Here is a 17,477-nt window from a genome sequence, read left to right on the forward strand (position 1 = left end):
AGGGAGCAGCTGAATGTCGCTCACCTCCGCCTTGAACAGCGCCCAAAGTATTTTCAACAATACGGGCCAGCAAAGCAGCGTCATCTCAACCAATATCGCCAATGTCGGAAATTCCGATTATGTGAGACGGGAGGCGTCGATCACGACGTCTCTGTCCGGCGCGCAGGTCGTCAGCATCAGCCGGGCGCAGGAAACTGCGCTGCTGGCCCAGTACCTGCAGTCGAACGCCAAGGACAGCGCCCAGCAGACGCTGGTGACCGGCCTCGAAAGCCTGAAATCGCTGATGGGAGGCAACGACTACGAGACCTCGCCGAGCACCTATCTCTCGGCATTCCAGCAGGCGCTGCAGACATACGCCACATCGCCGAGCAGCACGACCGCTGCGCAATCGGCCGTCACCGCCGCGCAGGATCTTGCCAATTCCCTGAATACCGCAAGCGACGGCGTCCAGTCGATCAGGGCCGATGCCGATGCGGACATCGCCACGCAGGTCTCCTCGCTGAATACGCTGCTGTCGCAGTTCGAGACGGCCAACAACGCCGTCAAGCAGGCGACGGCGACCGGCGCCGATACGTCCTCGGCACTCGACGAGCGTGAAAAGCTCCTCAAGCAGATCTCCTCGATCGTCGGCGTCACCACCACCGTGCGCGACAACAACGACATGGCGCTCTACACCTCGGACGGCACAGTGCTGTTCGAGACCATACCGCGCACCGTCACATACGTCCCGACGACAACCTACGTCGCTGGAACCGAGGGCAATTCCGTCTATATCGACGGCGTGGCGCTCGACGCCGGTGAGGGATCGACGACGACTGCCTCGGGCAGCCTGCAGGCGCTGCTGCAACTTCGCGACGAAATCGCCCCGACATTCCAGGCCCAGCTCGACGAAATCGGCAAATCTCTCGTCCAGGCCTTCTCGGAAACCGACGGCAGCACCAGCGCGCCCGGACTTTTCGTCTGGACGACGGCGGCCGGCGCAACCGGGGGAACGCCCGGTACTTCCGACGACACGACCGGGATTGCTTCGACGATTTCCGTCAATCTCGCCGTCGTCACCAGCGAGGGCGGCGATGCGACGAAGCTGCGCGATGGAACGATCAGCGGCATCACCGATCTCAACAGCGCCGGCGACAGCGGCTTCTCGGACAATCTCGACGCCCTGTATACGGCGTTGACGGAACAGCGCTCCTTCTCTTCCGACGCCGGTCTCTCCACGACGCAGAGCCTGATGGACTATGCCAGCTCCTCCATCGGTTGGCTGGAACAGTATCGCAGCGATGCGACGTCGGCCTCCGAAAACACCGCGGCGGCGCTTTCGCGCTCCGACGAGGCCTATTCCAACGAAGCCGGCGTCAACCTCGACGAGGAGCTGACGCTCCTTCTCGATATCGAACAATCCTACAAGGCGGCGACGAAGATCCTGAACGTCATCGACGAGATGTTCAAGTCGCTCCTCGACATAGCGAGCTAGTCATGAAAGCCTCTTTTGTCTCATCATCGGCGATGCAGAGCGTCCTGCGTCTGACCATCAGCCAGTCGCAGACCAAGCTGCAGCAGGCCTCGACGGAGGCGACGACCGGAACCTACGCCGATATCGGCGTATCCCTTGGCGCCGGCGCCGCAAAGTCGATCAATCTGACCAGCGCCATCGACCAGGCCACATCATTCCAATCGAGCAATGCCGTCGTCGAATTGCGCATGGACGCATCGCAGACCGCCCTTTCAAGTCTCAAGGACGCCGGCGACAGCCTGGTCACGAACCTGACCGCTCTCCAGGCGAGCCAGGATACGACGAGTATCGCCGTCACCCTGCAGACAGCAGGCGCCACGATTTCGCAGCTGATCTCGACGGCGAATACCTCGGTCAATGGCGAGTTCCTGTTTGCCGGAACGAACCTCGACAGCCAGCCGCTGACCGATCAATCCTCTACCACTTCGGATGCGATCGTCACGGCGCTGGGCGATTATGCAACCGGTCTTGGAAAAGATGTCAACGAGCTGACAGGCGAGGAAATCGGCACTTTCATAACCGACACCGTCGAGCCGATGTTCTCCGAAAGCGCCTGGACGGACGCTTCGAGCGGCTGGTCGACCGCTTCCAGCACCGACATGACCAGCCGGATCAGCAGCTCGGAAACCATCACCTCGTCCACCAACGCCAATTCCGAAGGCATGCGTTATCTGGCGCTTGCCTCCGTCGTCGTCTCCGCCCTCTTCAGCCAGGATCTCAGCGCCGACGCGCAGAGCACCGTCGCGTCGAAGGCGATCGGTTATGCGGCTCAGGCGACGTCAGGCATCGTAACGCAGCAGAGCCAGCTCGGCCTCTCGCAGGAACGGGTCGAAAAAGCGAATGACGCGCTCGATGCCCAGTCGAGCCTGCTTCAAGGAAATCTCGTCGATCTCCAGGGCGTGGATGCCTATGAGGCGTCGACCCTCGTCAACGAACTGCAGACACAACTGGAAACGGCCTACACGCTCGTCTCCAAACTCCAGGGTCTGAGCCTGGTCAACTATCTCTGACGGATCAAAATGAAGGAGTTCAAGCGGTTGCAGATACCAGCCTTAAGGAAACAGCACAGCACAGCCTGCTCCGAAATCGTGGCGGAAGCCGCCTTCGCGCTCGCCTCCGGCATCATCGACACAATCCCTTTCGTCGGCAGCAAGCTGGACGAAGGGCAGGCGCGGGCCTGGCCACGATCGGGTGTCTTCACCGATGACGGCGTCGAGATGACGGGCACCCCTCCTGAAATATTCGAACTCTGCGAGCTGCTGGCAGGCCATATCGAGCGGGGCGCGGCTTTCGACGTCTTCGAGGTTTTCCACAAGATTGCGCGGATCGACCGGCTGATCGACTGGAGCCAGGGAGCGGTGCTTTCACCTGAGCCGCATCCGGTAACGCATTGACTAAAAATCAAAAAGATCGTCCGGAGGGTGGTGCGATCGCACCCTCGCCGCGATGGTGTGCCGGATATGCCGGCCTTGCACTCGGCTTGTCCATTGCAGCATTCTGGACTTTGCCATAGGGAGATCGAAGGCGATTGTCGAAGGTCTGCCGACAGATGGGTCTATGAAAGACCGAGTGTGTTGTTGATGTCGAAGCCGCGCGCGAAGCTGCCCTTCTCCGAAGAGACCTTGCAAGCCATGCTTGTCCGCGTGCTGCGGCCGCTGGTCAAGCTCGCTCTCGCTTCAGGCTTCAACTTCACCGCCTTCGCCGCCGTTCTTCGCCACCTCTATATCGAGGTCGCGGAGAAGGAATTCGCGCTGCCGAACAAGCAGCAGACGGATAGCCGCATCTCGCTTCTGACGGGCATCCATCGCAAGGACGTCAACCGGCTGCGCGGACAGGCGCCTGATGCCTCCTTTTTGACTGTCGGCGTTTCCCAAACGAGCCGGATCCTGGCCAGGTGGCTTGCCGATCCGCTCTATTGCGATGCGGAGAATCGGCCGACCGCCCTGCCCCGGACCTCCAGCGATGGCGGCCCGTCCTTCGAAAGTCTGGTGAGTGACATCACCAAGGACGTCCATCCCCGCTCCATCCTCGATGACTGGCAGGACAGAGGCGTCGTTATTGTCGATGAAAGCGGCTGGGTCCGGCTCAACCTCTCCTCGATCGTCCCCAATGCCGGCGACGAAGCCCGCCGGCATTATTTTACCCGCAATCTTCGTGACCATGTGCAGGCGTCGGTCATGAACCTGATGAACGACCCGCCTCCCTATTTCGAACGCGCGGTTCATTACGACGGCATGTCGCCGGCGCTGGCTGCCCGGCTCGACGAGATCGCGCGCGAGGAAGGCATGGCGCTGCTCCTCAAGCTCAACAAGATCGCCCATCAGGCCATCAAGGGCGATCCCGGTGGCAACAGCCGCTGGATCTCGGGCGTCTACGTCATGACCGAGGAGCGTGAGGCGGATCTTCAGGCAGAAGCCACCGGGACGGAGACTGACGAATGAGTCCGTTGACGATCTCCAGAAGACAGTTTCTGCTGGGCGGAATAGCGCTCCAGGTGCTGATGCCTGCGATGACAGCCGCGCAGCCGACAGGCACCGGCGATCATGGCATCGGCGGCTCCGGGCTTTCCATCGGCGGCGGGGAGAACGATGATCACGGGATCGGTGGAACCGGGATCGTCGGAACGATCCAGGGTTTTGGCAGCATCATCGTCAACAATATCCACATACCGTTCAGCGCGACGACGCCGGTCGAGATCGACGGCCGGCGCGTTCCCGCGAGCGCGATGAAGATCGGTCATGTCGCGCGGGTGCTTTTGACGGGAAAACGTGCCGCCCGCATCACGATCGTCAGCGAAGTCCAGGGCCGTATCGACCGTATGGACAAGACCGGGATAAGAATACTTTCGCAAACCGTCGACACATCAGGTTTGGCGACGAAGGGCCTGCGGAAAGGCAAGCGGGTTGCCGTATTCGGCATCCGCAAACCTGACGGCACGATCATTGCACGGCGTATCGAGCCTCGCTCCGTTTCGGATGGCGCCCATATCCGCGGTGTCCCCGTCAAGAGCGGCAATCGCGTCCTGATCGGCGGCCTTTCACTTGGAAGCACCTATGGCTATCTCGCCGGCAAGCAAACGCTGGTACGTCTCAAAGCGGTCGCCGATCGACTGACCATTACGCGCATTCAGACAGAACCGGTAGTGCCGGGTTTGAAACGCGGCACCGTCAATGTCGAGACGTTCCGGCCCACCGACAGAGGCCAGGCCGGCTCGGGGCCGGGTTCGGCGCCTTCCGGTCCGATGTCGTCGTCGCCTGATGGTCATGGCTTCGTCGATATCGGGGTACGCGATTCGAGCAGGATGACGGGCTTTCCGGGAGGACCTGGTCCGGATGGGTTCGGTCCCCGCCCCCCACACGGCCCCTGGGATGGACCGCGGCCCGATCATTCGCCTTTCGGCAGAGGCCGGCCAGACGGAGATTTTCCGGATCCGAACAGACAAGGCCCGCCATCAGGCCCGGGCGGCCATCCGCCAAGACCACCGCCCGGGGGACCGGGCCCGCACTGAAAGCACAATCAGCCATGTTGACAAATGGGAAATTTTCCCATTTTATGGTCCTTGCGAATCTCGTTTGAGTTACCTCAAGAGGGACTTGCCGATTGGCTAACGGGTCCGCCCCACGCCCGCTAGCCAATCGTTTTGATTTTCAGCCGCTTTTCAGTCGAACCGTGTTCACGAGTCATTGCAAAGGATGGCCGCCCCGATGGGCGCCGCCCGAACAGATCGTCACCGTTCAAGAGGAATCAGAAATTGCTTTTGCTGGAACGTGAACCGGATATTTCGAGCGAGATGGACGAACCGACCGTGGTTGCAACCTGGGAAAACCGCGCGCAAATCATCGACATCATGAACAGCGCGCTGCACATGAGCCACGAATTCCAACTTCTTTGGAATAACAGCGGCGAGACGGGCCGGCTCAGCCAGGACGATACGGATAGATTGGTCGAGCTGTTGCAAGAGATCAGCGACCTCAATGAAATGCTGATGCGCCTAGCCTGAGCCCCGCTGCTAAGCGACTTTCTCAAAGCATCCGAAACAATGCTCGTATCGAGAAAATTAAATCTCGATGCCCTTACGTGCCCGTCGGCCAGCCGTGACGACGGCTTCTAGGTCGATATCCGTCCCGCTTTGCTGCGAAAGCCTGGTGTAGAAGGATGATGCTGGCTCACGACCGGCTTGGCGTAGCTGGGGTTCGGCCATGCCAATCTCCTTTTGCGATAGATAACGCAACGTCCCGCAAGCCGTCAGGATAGCAAGTTGGCGGCTTGATACCGAAATAGTTTCCACAATTCATCAACCACCCCAATTTTGGACGGCTGCACCCAGGCTATGAACATCGGCTAAGCCCCCGATGTTAAAAGAGTTAACCATATCTCAGCGTTCTTCCGAAATAATGCTCTACGTAGATCAGGCCTCTGGACACGCAGAAGCCACAAATTATTTTGGAGACGACCTTGGCTTTTACTATTGCCCGTAGTCTGGTGGCATTTGGTGTCGCCGTTTCAGCCGGCCTTTTCATGTCGATCGGATTGCAGCAATCGGCGCTCGAACGGCTGAAAGTCAATGGCCCTGTCTACGAGCAGGTGGTCTACGGCAAGGATCTGATCGCCGATATTTTGCCGCCGCCGCTCTTCGTGGTCGAATCCTACATGCTCTCCTTCGAAGCAAGCAAATTTCCCGAGCTTACCGAAACCAACCTTGCCAAGATTGCCAATCTGAAGGCCGCCTACGACGACCGTCGCGCCTATTGGAAAACCACTCGGCTTCCGCAGACTTTGAAGGACGAGCTGGAAAACGATGTGCTGGCCAAGGGCGATACATTCTGGGACGTGATGAATCGGGAGATCATCCCGGCGCTGAATGCCAAGGATGAAGACAAGGCGCACGGCGCGATCGAGCAATTGCGCGTCGCCTTCCATGCGCACCAGGATGCGGTGGAGAAACTCGTCGCGAATTCCGACGCCTTCCTGAAGGGCGAAGAAAAGAACGCAGCCTCGGAAATCGTGACCTGGACGATCTATGCGGGCGCTGCCGGCTTCGGATCGTTCGGGCTGCTGTTGGTGGGACTCTACCTTCTGCGCCGCCGGGCAATCTTGCCGCTCGATAGCATGAAGGCCTATATGGGCAACCTCGCCGAAGGCGACTTTTCAACCGACGTTCCCTATGCCAACCGTTCCGACGAGATTGGCGCCATGTCCAAGGCCGTGGCGGTCTTCCGCCGCAATGCGCTCGAGCGGCAGGAGGCTCAGACGCGCGAAACGGCGCGTCGTGATGCGGAATTTGAGCGCGAACGCAGCCAGTTGGCCGAAAAAGCCACCGAGGAGCAGATCCGCCAAACGGTGATCGATCAGTTGACCTATGGCCTGGAACAGCTTTCGACCGGCAAGCTCGACTGCCGGATTACGACACCATTCGCTACCACCTACGAGACTTTGCGCGCAAAATTCAACAACAGCATGGACGCGCTTTCCGCCTCGATGGCCGAAATCGCCCAAACCTCCAAACAGGTGGGCAGTTCCTCGGCCGACATTACGGGCGCAACCGAGAGTCTTGCGGCGCGCACGGAACAGCAAGCAGCGATGCTCGAAGAGGCCACGACGGCGCTTGGTGAAATGAATGCCAAAGCGAAAGACGCCTCCGATCATGCCGGCAAGGCAACCGGCATGATGGTCGAGACGCGCAGCAGCGCCGAACATTCGGCGGCCGTGGTTCGCGAAGCGATCGCTGCGATGGAACGGATCGAAGGCTCGTCCTCGCAGATCGGCGACATCGTCAACGTCATCGACGAAATCGCCTTCCAGACCAATCTTCTGGCGCTCAATGCCGGGGTTGAAGCCGCCCGTGCCGGTGAAGCGGGCAAGGGTTTTGCCGTCGTGGCGCAGGAAGTGCGCGAACTCGCCATGCGCTCGGCCAATGCCGCCAAGGAAATCCGGGCGCTGATTTCCACCTCCTCGGCCCAGGTTTCCACCGGCGTGGAGCTCGTCAACCGCACCGGCAAGGCGCTCCTGGAAATCGAAGGGCAGGTCGAGCAGGTTGCCAACCTGATCGCCCGGATCGTTTCGGTGTCTTCCGAGCAGGCGGTCGCGATCAGCGAGATCAACGCCTCCGTCAACGCCCTGGATCAGGTGACGCAACACAACGCGACGATGGCCGTGGAAACCGCCTCGGCCTGCCGCGCGCTTGGCACTCAAACACAGACACTGGAAGGCGTCGTCAGGCGCTTTCAGATCGATGCGGCGACGAGCATGTCACGACCACAGAAAGCGGCCTGACGCGCCATCGCCTTTCCATCGCTCCAAAGGGCGTCGCGTCGAGCCTGATTCATGTGACGCGCCCGCACGATTGCTGGCCAATGCTCCAACCTAGCAGGGCATCGCAAAGCTCCGCTCTCGCGGGCGCGCCTGTGCGCCCGCCGAACACCTGGCATTTGAGCGCTGCCGCCATGGACGCCACGCGCATCGTCTCTGCGATCGGCAAGCCTTCCGCTGTCGCCAGCGCGAAAGCGCCATGGAAGATATCGCCGGCTGCAAGCGTATCAATCGTCCTCACCTTCGGGGCGGCAAGATGGGCGATTTCACCGCTTCGGTCATCGAACCAGAAGCAGCCGTTCTCGCCTGCCGTAACGCTGATGAAGGCATGCTCGAACCTTCGCTTCAGGAGGCCAACGGTCTTGACCAATTCGGTCGTTCCGGTCAGGCGCTCGGCGGCCGGCTGTGAGAACACGATATGGCTGGCTGCCGGCGCAAGCATCTCGATCACGCCCTCGCCGGCAACGTCGCCATCGAGAATAGCCGGCTTTCCCGTCTCTCTCGCTGCCGAGAGCGTGCGCAGTGCAAGCTTCGGCCACCGGACATCGACGAGCACAGCATCGAAAGACGAAATATCCTGCTGTGTGACCGGTTTGACCGTATCGTGCAGGCCCGCATCGTAGAAGGGCACGATCAGGCGCTCGCCCTGATCGTCAATGAGGATCGTCGAGACGGCCGAGCGTGCACCTGCCACGCGCAGCATGCCGCTCGTGTCTATGCCGCTATTCCCGAGATCTGCCATGATGCGTTCGCCGGTGGCATCGTCACCGACCGAACCCCAGAGGCTGGCATGGCCGCCCAGCCGGGCGACGGCAAAGGCTGCGCTCGACGCCATGCCCTCGGCGACCTGCAGCATATCGTAGGGCAGGATCTTGCCCTGGCCGGTCGGTAACGAGCGCACGCGAAACAGTGTGTCCAAGACCGCCGCACCGACACATAAAACACTGCGCGCCGGACTAGAGCATGATGCCGAAAAGTGTGAGCGGTTTTCGGACGACATCATGCTCTAACTCTTTAATTTGGAACAGGATTCAGATTTTAGGCCGACCGGCCTAAAATCATCCTGTTCTGGCAGGCGGGTCAAAGGCAGAAGAAGTCGTCACGGCCGTCGTCTCATCGGCGGCTCACTTGACGGCGCCGGCCGTCAGGCCCGCCACGATCTGCCGCTGCGCAAACACCGTCAAGATCAGCACCGGTAAGGTGACGATCAACGCTGCTGCCGCGAGCGGCCCCCAGCTGACCTGTTCGAACGACAGCATGTTGTAGACCGCAACCGGAAGTGTGCGCGTCTCGCGGCTGGCGAGCACGATGCCGAAGACGAAGTTGTTCCAGGAAAAGATCACCGAAAGGATGAAGGCGACGACGATGCCGGGCTTGGCGATCGGCAAGGCGACCATGCGGAAGACCTGCCAGGGTGTGGCGCCGTCGATGCTTGCAGCCTCTTCCAGCTCCATCGGCGTCGTCTCGAAATAGCCGATCATGATCCAGACAACGATCGGTACCGTGACGACGAGATGGATGATGATCTGCGGCAGCAGCGTACCGAGCAGGTTCAGCCATTGGAACAGCAGGAAGAGCGGGATCAGGAAGGAGAGGCCCGGCGTCATGCGCGCGATCATGATGACCATTGCCGACTTCTCCGCCTTCAGGCGCGCGATTCCATATCCGGCCGGAACGCCGATCAAGAGCGCCAGAAGCGTTGCCGCACCCGTCACCAGCACCGAATTCCAGAGATAGAGGAAGAAGTTGTTCTCCTCGAAAACCTTCACATAGTTCGACCAGGCAAAACGTTCCGGAATGAAGATCGGCGGATAGGCGCCGTTGTCGATCTCATATTTCAGCGACAGCGAGATCATCCAGAGGAAGAACAGGACGACCGGCGAGATCATCACCACTGCAACGAACAGCAGCCCGATGCGATCGAGCGTCTTGCGCTTCATCAGCGTGCCTCCCCGTCGGACCAGTTCACGCGCTGCCGGATCATCATCAGGACGAAGGAGAGCAGCACGATGAGGATGAAGAAGACGACCGCCATGGCCGAGCCGTAGCCGATGTCGTAATAGGCGAAGGCGGTGTTGTAGAGATAGATGTTGATCGTTTCCGACGCCGTGCCCGGGCCGCCCTGGGTCATGGCATAGATGATGTCGAAGCTCTTCACCGCATCGATGCTGCGGATAATCACCGCGATCATCAGGAACGGCGCGATCATCGGCAGCGTGAGATAGCGGAATTTCTGCCAGACATTGGCACCGTCGATCTCGGCACTCTCATAAGGCTCGCGCGGAACCGCCGCGAGGCCCCCGAGCACGATCAGCATGACGAGCGGCGTCCATTGCCAGCTCTCGACTAGAACCAACGAGGGAATGACGCTCCTCTGATTGTAGATCCATTCCTGCGGGCCGATGCCGGCGAAGGAGAGGAGATAGTTGAGCACGCCGAGCTGCGGGTGGTACATCATCGTCCAGACAAGCGCGATGGCGACCGGCGTAGCCATCATCGGCATCACGAATATGCCTCGTATGAGGCCGCGCAGCGGAAACTGGGCATCGAAGATCAGCGCCGCGAGCGTCCCCAGAAAGAGGGGAGCCACCACGGAGAGCGTCGTATAGAGCACGGTGTGCCACAGCGACTCCCAGAAGCGCATGTCGGTGGCGAGTCTGATATAATTGTCGAGCCCCGCAAAAACCTGAGACTGACCGAGCGTCCAGCTGTTGACGCTCATCCACACCGTAAACACCCATGGAAAGACGATGACGGCCGATATGACGATGAGCGCCGGGATGACGAAGGGCCAGTAGTTGGGAGCAAACCTGTCCGGTTTGCTCCTTCCCTTCGGCGCCTTGGCCACTGCGGCCGTTTCGATGCTTGCCGAGGCCATTATCCCTCGCTTTTCGCCAGGACGGGTTCGAACTGCGCCGTCGCCGCCTTCAACTCGGTTTCGGGATCGGCGCCGCCGATCATATTGGTGAGGCCGACGCCATAGATATCACGGAACTCGGTGACCGGAATGATGACCGGCAGTGCAAGCTGCGAGATCTTGCCGGAGCCGACGACGGCATCCAGCCATGCGCCCGGCATCTTGACGCCTTCGCGGACCTTTGCATCCTCCAGCACGGACTGGCGGAAGGGAACGCCGGCGCCGGCCTGCAGCAGGCGTGCGCCCATTTCATGCGAAATCGCCCATTGGCAGAACAGATAGGCGGCTTCCTTCTTCTGGCTCGCCGCGACGACGCCAAGCCCATCGCCGAAGGTGCCTGCGGCCTGTGCCTTCGGGCCCTTCGGCATGATGCCGTAACCGACCTGGCCGACGACCCGCGACTTTTCCGGGTTTTCGATCGGCGGCGCAAAACCGACGCCGTCAAGCCACATGCCGATCTTGCCCTGGAGGAAGGCCGACTGCGCCTCGGCCCAGTTGAAGCCGGAGACACCGGGAGGGGCGGTCTTGGTCATCAGCTTCTGGTAAAGCTTGGCTGCATCGACCGCTTCCGGCGATGTCGTGCGCAGCTTGCCGTCGGGGCCGAGCGGGCTCGAGCCGTAGCCGAGCAGCAGCGACGTCCAAACCGGCGTATTGGCGTTCTTCAGGCCGCGGGCGACGAAGCCATAGGTGTTGGTCGAAGGATCGGTCAGCGCTTCGGCTGCACTTGCCAGTTCGTCGAAGCTCGTGGGATAGGCAAGTCCCTTCTTCTCGAACAGCGCCTTGTTCCAGTAGATGATCCAGTAATCGACCGAAAAGCGAAGAGAGCGCAGAACGCCGCCGGCGTCCTTGGCGAAGGCAAGACCGGCTTCAGCGAAATCGCCCTCTGTCAGGGACGGGTCGGTCAGCGAGGGATCCTTGAGGAAGCCGCTGATATCGGCAAGCCAGCCACCCTTTTCGAACTGCCGCTTCTGGACGTGATAGCTCATGTGCACGACGTCGAAGCTCGGCTTGCCGGAGCTGAGCTCGATCGTCGTCTTCTGGCGCTGCTGCTGTTCGGGCGTCGCCTCAGCATTGACCTTGATGCCGGTCAGCGTCTCGAATTCAGGCAGGTACTTCAGAAGGATTTCACTGCGCGGGCTCTTGACCAGGTTGACTTCGAGCGTCGTGCCGGTGAAGCGCTTCCAGTCGACGGCAGCAAATGCCGAGCGCATGCCGAGCATGCTGCCGGCCCCAAGCGCGGCCGTGCCCGCCAGAAAGCCTCGGCGCGTCGGGTTCAAAAATGATGGCATGTGATCCTCCTCCTTTTGCCGGCGATCTCCTCACCTCCGGCTGATTATTCCCGATTATATCCTCAGCGCACGATCCCTTGCACCGTTGATGTGTGCGACAAGGCTGTTGACGGCGTCCTCCGCCGATCGTCGCTCGATCGCCTCGAGCACCTTCAGATGCTCGCCCATGACAGGCCCGACGTGACCGTCGATCCGAAACCGATCCTGGCTGATCAGGCGCATCTTGATCGAGTTCACGCGGTAGGCGTTCGAGATGATAGTGTTGCCAAGCGCATCGATAAAGGCATCGTGCATGCCCCAATCGACGGCCTGCGCGCGCAGTTCCAACTCATGCGAGCCGTCGCCGCTGCGGATGGCGTCGGCGATATCGCGATGCTGCTTCAAGAGCTTGGCGATCGTCTCGTCCGACGCGGACCGAGTGAAGAGCGCCACGGCCTCCTTCTCCAGGAAGACACGCAGCTGGAATGCCTCACGAATAAGGTTGAGATCGATGTGAGCGATCTGCAAACCCCGTTGCGGCACGGTCTTGATCAGCCCTTCGGCTTCCAGCCTTGGGATGAGTTCGCGGATGGCGCCGAGCGTCAGTCCGGTCAGCTCCACGAGACGGCGCTGGGAAACGAACTGGCCGGGACGCACGTCACGCGCAAGAAGATGGCGCGTGAAGCTCGCATACGCCTTTTCCCGCAGCGTCGGCTGCTCGTCCGTTTCGTCCATCGCCTCTTCCCGAAACATGCCTGACTATGCCGCTTTCGACTGGAAAAGACGATCGAAAGCAAGAGCGAGTTGCGCCTGCCCCTCGGCGGATATTGAAGCGAGCGGCGGACGAGCGGCAAGCCAGATTTCCTCCGACGTCACGTGCGCCACCATGGCCTTCACGGCCGGGACAACAGGGTATTTCAACAGTTCGGCCACGAAACCCTCGATGCGGGGGTCGTCCTTGCCTTCTTCGGCCATCAGCCTGACGTCGCGGGGGACAATATTCGCCATGCCGGAGATCGCCCCCTGGCCGCCGAGCTGCACGCCCCTGGCGAGATGCCGTTCATCGCCCACCAGGATGATGAGATCGCCATGCGCCTTGAGCAGGCTTTCGGTATACGGCCAGTCGCCGGAAGAATCCTTGACGCCCGTCACGATATTGGGAAAGGCGGTCCGCAGCCGTCCGATCAGCGACACGGTCAGCGGAACCATGGTGAGCGACGGAAGATTGTAGACGATGATGTCCCGCGCCTTGTCTCCCAGCACGGCGAAGACGGCCGCAAACCATTGGAAGACACCGTCGTCGCTGACGTTCTTGAAATAGGACGGCGGGGCAAGAAGGATATTACGAACGCCGTGGGAAAGAGCATGATCGGCCTGCATCGCCGCGTCCTCGGCGGCATCGACCAGCACGCCGACGATGATGTGTTTTGCTGCGATTCCGGCATCGAGGAAGGCCGCGAAGACGCGCTCACGTTCCCGGTTTCCGATGGAGGAGCCTTCCCCCGTCGTTCCGAACAGGCTTACGCTCGAGCATCCGGCAGCGAGGCATCGCCTTGCCTGCGCGATCATAACATCGATCGCAATATCGCCATTGCTGTCGAACGGCGTGGCGAGAGCGACTGACAGCCCGAATTTCTGGGTCAAATATGCTTCCTCCCGATTGTTGGGATTAGATGTAGCAGCCTGACATGTTAGCTGTAAAGAGGTGATTGCATGCTATCCTGCTACACGATCGCCCGCTGCCATTTCCTTGCAATCAGCCCGCATGTTTTGCCGTGCCGCCATTGGCCCGCACGAGCGCCATCAGCATCGGGCCGATCGCAAATTCGCCTCGCTCGGTCCTTCGCGTGAGATCCCGGAGATAGCCGCCTGGCGAATTGATATGCCCGCCCCTTTCCAGGATGCAGGCGATCACCGTCGCGGCGTTTTCCGGTCCCATGCCGGCGCAGGCTTCTTCATAGGCCGAGGGGCTGACGCCGAGCATCGAGCGGACGACGACCGCCGCCGACATCAGGTCGCGCCAATTGCCGATCGTTCCGCCCGGCCCATAATCGAGAATTTGCGGGCACGCCTGAAGAACCAGACCAAGCGGGAAGGATTTCAGCGTATGTCCCGCCGCTGGTTCGGCCACGCCGGATCTCCCGCCGCTGATTGCGCCGGCCGATGCCGGATGTTTCAATCTTTGCTCGTCCTGCGGCCCGGCGATCGGGTCATTATTGGCCGCCGGCTTCGCGCCCTGCTTCGGTTCGAAGCTTGGTTCAAGTTCAGATGTGGAGTTGGGGTTTGAATTCTGTTTGTGATGCTCAATTTGAGACTCATTGGCGTCTATTTTTTGTAATTTTATATGTCTTTCCAGCAGGTTGACGGCCTCATCGCGCAGTAGGCCCATCTCGTCGAGCAATGGCGCCAATTCCTCGGCTCCCGCCACGCGTGGAATCTTGCGGACAAGGTCTCGAAACATCAACGACATCTGCTCCCAGTCGCCGGGCACAGCTTCATCGAGCGCTGCCGAGATCAGCTTGGAGATATCCCGCCGGCAGACAGTGAGGCGTTCCCTGGTCGCCCGGATGAGTTCCCGGTCGGCAATCACCTCGGCGGCCAGACCTTCAATCTCGACCGCACGTGCGAGCAGTGGGGCGACGCTGAAGCCGAAAGCCTCACCGATCTCCCCTGCCCTGTCGCGGCGGGCATAACGCTTTCCGTTCGGGCTGTCCTTGCGCAGGATCAGGCCGGCCTCGACCAGCACAGCCAGATGCCGCCGCAGTGTCGCCGGCGTCATGCCGCGGGCGCGAAGCGAAAGCTGCGCATTCGAGGGAAAGACGATCAGGCCCTTCTCTTCGGAAATCTCGTCATCGGGATAGAAGGTCAAAAGCGCATCGAGCACCGTCAGCGCCCGATCGGTCACGCCGAGCGCCGGCCGAGCTTCGCAGATCGCCCTGAACAGCTTCCACTTGCTGCGTCTCATCCCCGGCTCGATGGTCTCGGCCAGTTGCTGGTTTGCCAGCATGCCAAGCGACATCGGCCGCCGCCCAAAGGGCGTCGTCACATATCCACTCTCCATTTGCCTTCACCTTCGTTCAGGCAAAAGAAAACAGTCCACCAATTTGGTGCCTAAGACGCTTGACTGGGATTCGTGGAAATGCGATTCTCGATGTGCTTAAGATCTGAGAAGGGCTTCCACGACGGCGTCGTTGGGGGCCTTTTTCTTTTGCGCGTTACGCTCCTCTGTCCTTTTTGAACTCCTGAAACAGGCCCTGCAGCCTTTCCTGGACGAATTGATCGAAACCGGGGGCGGTCTTGCCGTCGAAGACGAAAGTCGCACCGGACGCCGTTTTCTTGACCATCACAGGCACACCGCTGACCGCAGTTTTGGCAATTGCTGGCTTCGGCGCCGCCGTCCGCTTCGTTGCCAGCACAAGGGTGCGGTGAAACCGCTCGTCGCTCGAGATTTTGCGCGCGTCGTCCGCGGACAACTCAGCGATGATCTTCTCGATGTCGGCGTCTTCAAGACGCTCACCGAGTTCCAGCCACCGCCGGCGGCCGATATCGGGCGCCGCACCGATGGCATTGATCAGATCGAGGGGCACCTGCCGGATGACGATCAACATTCTCGACAGCGCCGCCTTGTCGACGCCGAGTGCCGCCATGATGACATCACGGCCGAAGCTGCGTTCCTCGAGCCGCGACGCAAACAGCGCCCGTTCGATATAGGAGAGATTGGTTCGAGCGCTGTTTTCCTGCCCCTGGCTGACGACCAGCTGGCCGTCCGTGAGATCGCGGACAACCGCTCGTACCCTGATGCCGATCTCTTTCGTGGCCGCCAGACGACGATGGCCGTAGGCAACCTGATAGCGTCCCCTGGTTTCGGGGTGCGGGCGAACCAGGATCGGAACCTGCTGCCCGTGCTCGCGGATCTGCTCGACGAGCTGGGCGAGTTCGGTCGGATCGATCGCCAATCGGTCGCTGACGAAAGAGGCGTCGATCAGGCCGGTATCGAGCTCGACGATGGTCTGGCCGGCAGCGAGCTGCCGTTCCAGTTCACTCGCCCGCTCCATTTTCTCGGTAATGTTTCCCAGCGTTTTGGTGATGCCGCCGACCGGCGCGGCGCTGCGCTCCTGCGGCACGAAACCGGCGATCGGTCGATTGTCGCGCGGTGCGACTGCTTCGGCCCTTGCCGGGCTCGGGGCGGAAATCTCGATGAGGTTCTTACGCGCCATCTATCTATTTCCTCCCCCAGGTCGAACGAATATGCGCCTCGATCTCGCCGTTCACCAAGTTGAGGGAGTCCAACGCCCGGTCATAGGTTCCGCGGGTGAACTGCGACCGCTCGACCTCGTAGAGGGTCTGCTTGGTAACGCCGGCGTCGGCGACCGCCGTCGACTTTACCATCGCATTGTGGAGCATGCGATTGCCGAAGATCGCCCGCATGAAGCCGGTCATCTGGCTCTGCGGCCCATCGTTCGGCTCGAACCGCGTCACGAGATAACGCATCCAGTCATAGCTGGTGCGTCCACCGGCCTTCTCCACCACCGACATCAGCTCGCTCGTCATCGTCAGAAACTGCGACATCGACATGACGTCGAGCATTTGCGGATGAACCGTGATCAGGACCGAGGTTGCCGCGCAGAGCGCCGACATCGTCAGGAAACCCAGCTGCGGCGGGCAGTCGATGACGACGACGTCGTAAAGGCTTTCGATCTCGGTCAGCACTTCCCCGATGCGAGCGAAGAACATCGTCTCCGCCGTACCCGACGACATCGCCTTCGGCGTCTCGTGCTCGAACTCCATCAGCTCGAGATTTCCCGGAATGAGATGCAGATTGGGCGTGTAGGTGGCGCGCACGATATCAGCGATCGGGCGCGGATCCTCATAGCGGATCGCGCCATAGATCGTTTCACCCTCGCCGACGTCGAATTCCGGCTGATGACCGAACAGGGCCGACAAGGAAGCTTGCGGATCGAGATCGACGGCGAGCACGCGATAGCCCCTCAGCGCCATGAACTGCGCCAGATGGGCCGCGGTGGTGGTCTTGCCCGAGCCACCCTTGAAGTTCATGACGGAGACGATCTGGAGCTTTTCCCCCGGCCTGCGGGCCGGCACATATTTCGGCGTGCCGTTTCGCTCGTCGAGGACCCGGCGAATCCGGTCCATGTCCGTTGCGCTGTAAAGCCGCCGTCCGTTTGCCAGCGGATCGGGTCCATGGCCGTCGGCCGCCACCTGCCGGAGATAACCTTCGCCGATGCCGATAAAGGCTGCGGCCTCCGCCGGAGAAAATGTTCTGATGGTCTTTTGTGACAGCGGGGGGAAGATTTTTGCCTGATGCTGCTGAAGTTGATAGGACAACTCCTTGGCATCCGTTGCCAGAAGCGACGGGAGATGCTCTTGATCGTCCTGAAGAGCAAGACTCGGCTGCATGATCTTTTTCCCAAATAACTGCGCAATTTTGAACGAAAGCGCTTCAGTTGCGCAG

The 17,477-nt window shown here is 60.7% G+C and carries 16 protein-coding genes and 1 pseudogene; 7 read left to right on the plus strand and 10 right to left on the minus strand.

Annotated elements, in window-relative coordinates; genetic code table 11:
* Positions 1-13 precede the first annotated feature (13 nt).
* The 6 genes from flgK to RHEC894_RS30350 all read left to right on the plus strand — a co-directional run bounded on the left by flgK (position 14) and on the right by RHEC894_RS30350 (position 5,513).
* Complete coding sequence (flgK, locus tag RHEC894_RS30325; protein WP_085740348.1) at positions 14-1,474, plus strand: flagellar hook-associated protein FlgK; 1,461 nt, start codon at positions 14-16, stop codon at positions 1,472-1,474.
* Positions 1,475-1,476: 2 nt separating this feature from the next.
* Positions 1,477-2,523, plus strand: coding sequence for a flagellar hook-associated family protein (locus tag RHEC894_RS30330; RefSeq protein ID WP_085740349.1), 1,047 nt, complete (start codon positions 1,477-1,479; stop codon positions 2,521-2,523).
* Between the two features lie 9 nt (positions 2,524-2,532).
* Positions 2,533-2,907, plus strand: coding sequence for a hypothetical protein (locus RHEC894_RS30335; protein WP_085740350.1), 375 nt, complete (start codon positions 2,533-2,535; stop codon positions 2,905-2,907).
* A gap of 186 nt (positions 2,908-3,093) precedes the next feature.
* The gene (locus tag RHEC894_RS30340) at positions 3,094-3,954 is read left to right on the plus strand and encodes a DUF6502 family protein (protein WP_085740351.1); all 861 of its coding nucleotides are present in this window, start codon (positions 3,094-3,096) and stop codon (positions 3,952-3,954) included.
* The gene (locus RHEC894_RS30345) at positions 3,951-5,021 is read left to right on the plus strand and encodes a DUF5666 domain-containing protein (RefSeq protein WP_010063420.1); all 1,071 of its coding nucleotides are present in this window, start codon (positions 3,951-3,953) and stop codon (positions 5,019-5,021) included. The genes RHEC894_RS30340 and RHEC894_RS30345 overlap by 4 nt, the downstream gene beginning before the upstream one ends.
* A 243-nt stretch (positions 5,022-5,264) precedes the next feature.
* A complete protein-coding gene (locus tag RHEC894_RS30350) occupies positions 5,265-5,513 on the plus strand; it encodes a hypothetical protein (protein ID WP_085740352.1) in 249 nt (82 codons plus the stop codon).
* Between the two features lie 57 nt (positions 5,514-5,570).
* On the opposite strand, the pseudogene RHEC894_RS30355 reads toward RHEC894_RS30350, so the two are convergent.
* Positions 5,571-5,702 (minus strand): annotated as a pseudogene (locus RHEC894_RS30355) (plasmid stabilization protein); the annotation flags it as partial.
* A 266-nt stretch (positions 5,703-5,968) separates the two neighbouring features.
* Here RHEC894_RS30355 and RHEC894_RS30360 point away from each other — a divergent pair.
* Positions 5,969-7,786, plus strand: coding sequence for a HAMP domain-containing methyl-accepting chemotaxis protein (locus RHEC894_RS30360; RefSeq protein ID WP_085740353.1), 1,818 nt, complete (start codon positions 5,969-5,971; stop codon positions 7,784-7,786).
* A 49-nt stretch (positions 7,787-7,835) separates the two neighbouring features.
* On the opposite strand, the gene RHEC894_RS30365 is transcribed toward RHEC894_RS30360, so the two are convergent.
* The 9 genes from RHEC894_RS30365 to repA all read right to left on the minus strand — a co-directional run bounded on the left by RHEC894_RS30365 (position 7,836) and on the right by repA (position 17,422).
* Positions 7,836-8,822, minus strand: a complete 987-nt coding sequence (locus RHEC894_RS30365) for a sugar kinase (RefSeq protein ID WP_085740646.1) — start codon at positions 8,820-8,822, stop codon at positions 7,836-7,838.
* A gap of 124 nt (positions 8,823-8,946) precedes the next feature.
* Positions 8,947-9,762 carry a carbohydrate ABC transporter permease gene (locus RHEC894_RS30370; protein ID WP_085740354.1) on the minus strand — a complete coding sequence of 272 codons (816 nt, stop codon included), beginning with the start codon at positions 9,760-9,762 and terminating at the stop codon, positions 8,947-8,949.
* Positions 9,762-10,700: a sugar ABC transporter permease gene (locus RHEC894_RS30375; protein WP_085740355.1), complete on the minus strand. Its 939-nt coding sequence runs from the start codon at positions 10,698-10,700 to the stop codon at positions 9,762-9,764. Before RHEC894_RS30375 ends, RHEC894_RS30370 begins: the two co-directional genes overlap by 1 nt.
* Positions 10,700-12,028 (minus strand): sugar ABC transporter substrate-binding protein, encoded by a 1,329-nt coding sequence (locus tag RHEC894_RS30380; RefSeq protein WP_085740356.1) that lies wholly within the window; start codon positions 12,026-12,028, stop codon positions 10,700-10,702. Before RHEC894_RS30380 ends, RHEC894_RS30375 begins: the two co-directional genes overlap by 1 nt.
* A gap of 54 nt (positions 12,029-12,082) precedes the next feature.
* A complete protein-coding gene (locus RHEC894_RS30385) occupies positions 12,083-12,760 on the minus strand; it encodes a GntR family transcriptional regulator (RefSeq protein WP_206427955.1) in 678 nt (225 codons plus the stop codon).
* A gap of 6 nt (positions 12,761-12,766) precedes the next feature.
* On the minus strand, positions 12,767-13,651 hold the full coding sequence (locus tag RHEC894_RS30390; protein ID WP_085740357.1) for a dihydrodipicolinate synthase family protein: 885 nt from the start codon (positions 13,649-13,651) through the stop codon (positions 12,767-12,769).
* Between the two features lie 112 nt (positions 13,652-13,763).
* Positions 13,764-15,068 carry a plasmid replication protein RepC gene (gene repC / locus RHEC894_RS30395; RefSeq protein WP_085740358.1) on the minus strand — a complete coding sequence of 435 codons (1,305 nt, stop codon included), beginning with the start codon at positions 15,066-15,068 and terminating at the stop codon, positions 13,764-13,766.
* A gap of 154 nt (positions 15,069-15,222) precedes the next feature.
* Positions 15,223-16,224: a plasmid partitioning protein RepB gene (gene repB, locus RHEC894_RS30400; RefSeq protein ID WP_010069192.1), complete on the minus strand. Its 1,002-nt coding sequence runs from the start codon at positions 16,222-16,224 to the stop codon at positions 15,223-15,225.
* Between the two features lie 4 nt (positions 16,225-16,228).
* Positions 16,229-17,422, minus strand: coding sequence for a plasmid partitioning protein RepA (gene repA / locus RHEC894_RS30405; protein WP_010069193.1), 1,194 nt, complete (start codon positions 17,420-17,422; stop codon positions 16,229-16,231).
* Positions 17,423-17,477 lie beyond the last annotated feature (55 nt).

It is taken from the genome of Rhizobium sp. CIAT894 (assembly GCF_000172795.2).
Classification (GTDB): Bacteria; Pseudomonadota; Alphaproteobacteria; order Rhizobiales; family Rhizobiaceae; genus Rhizobium.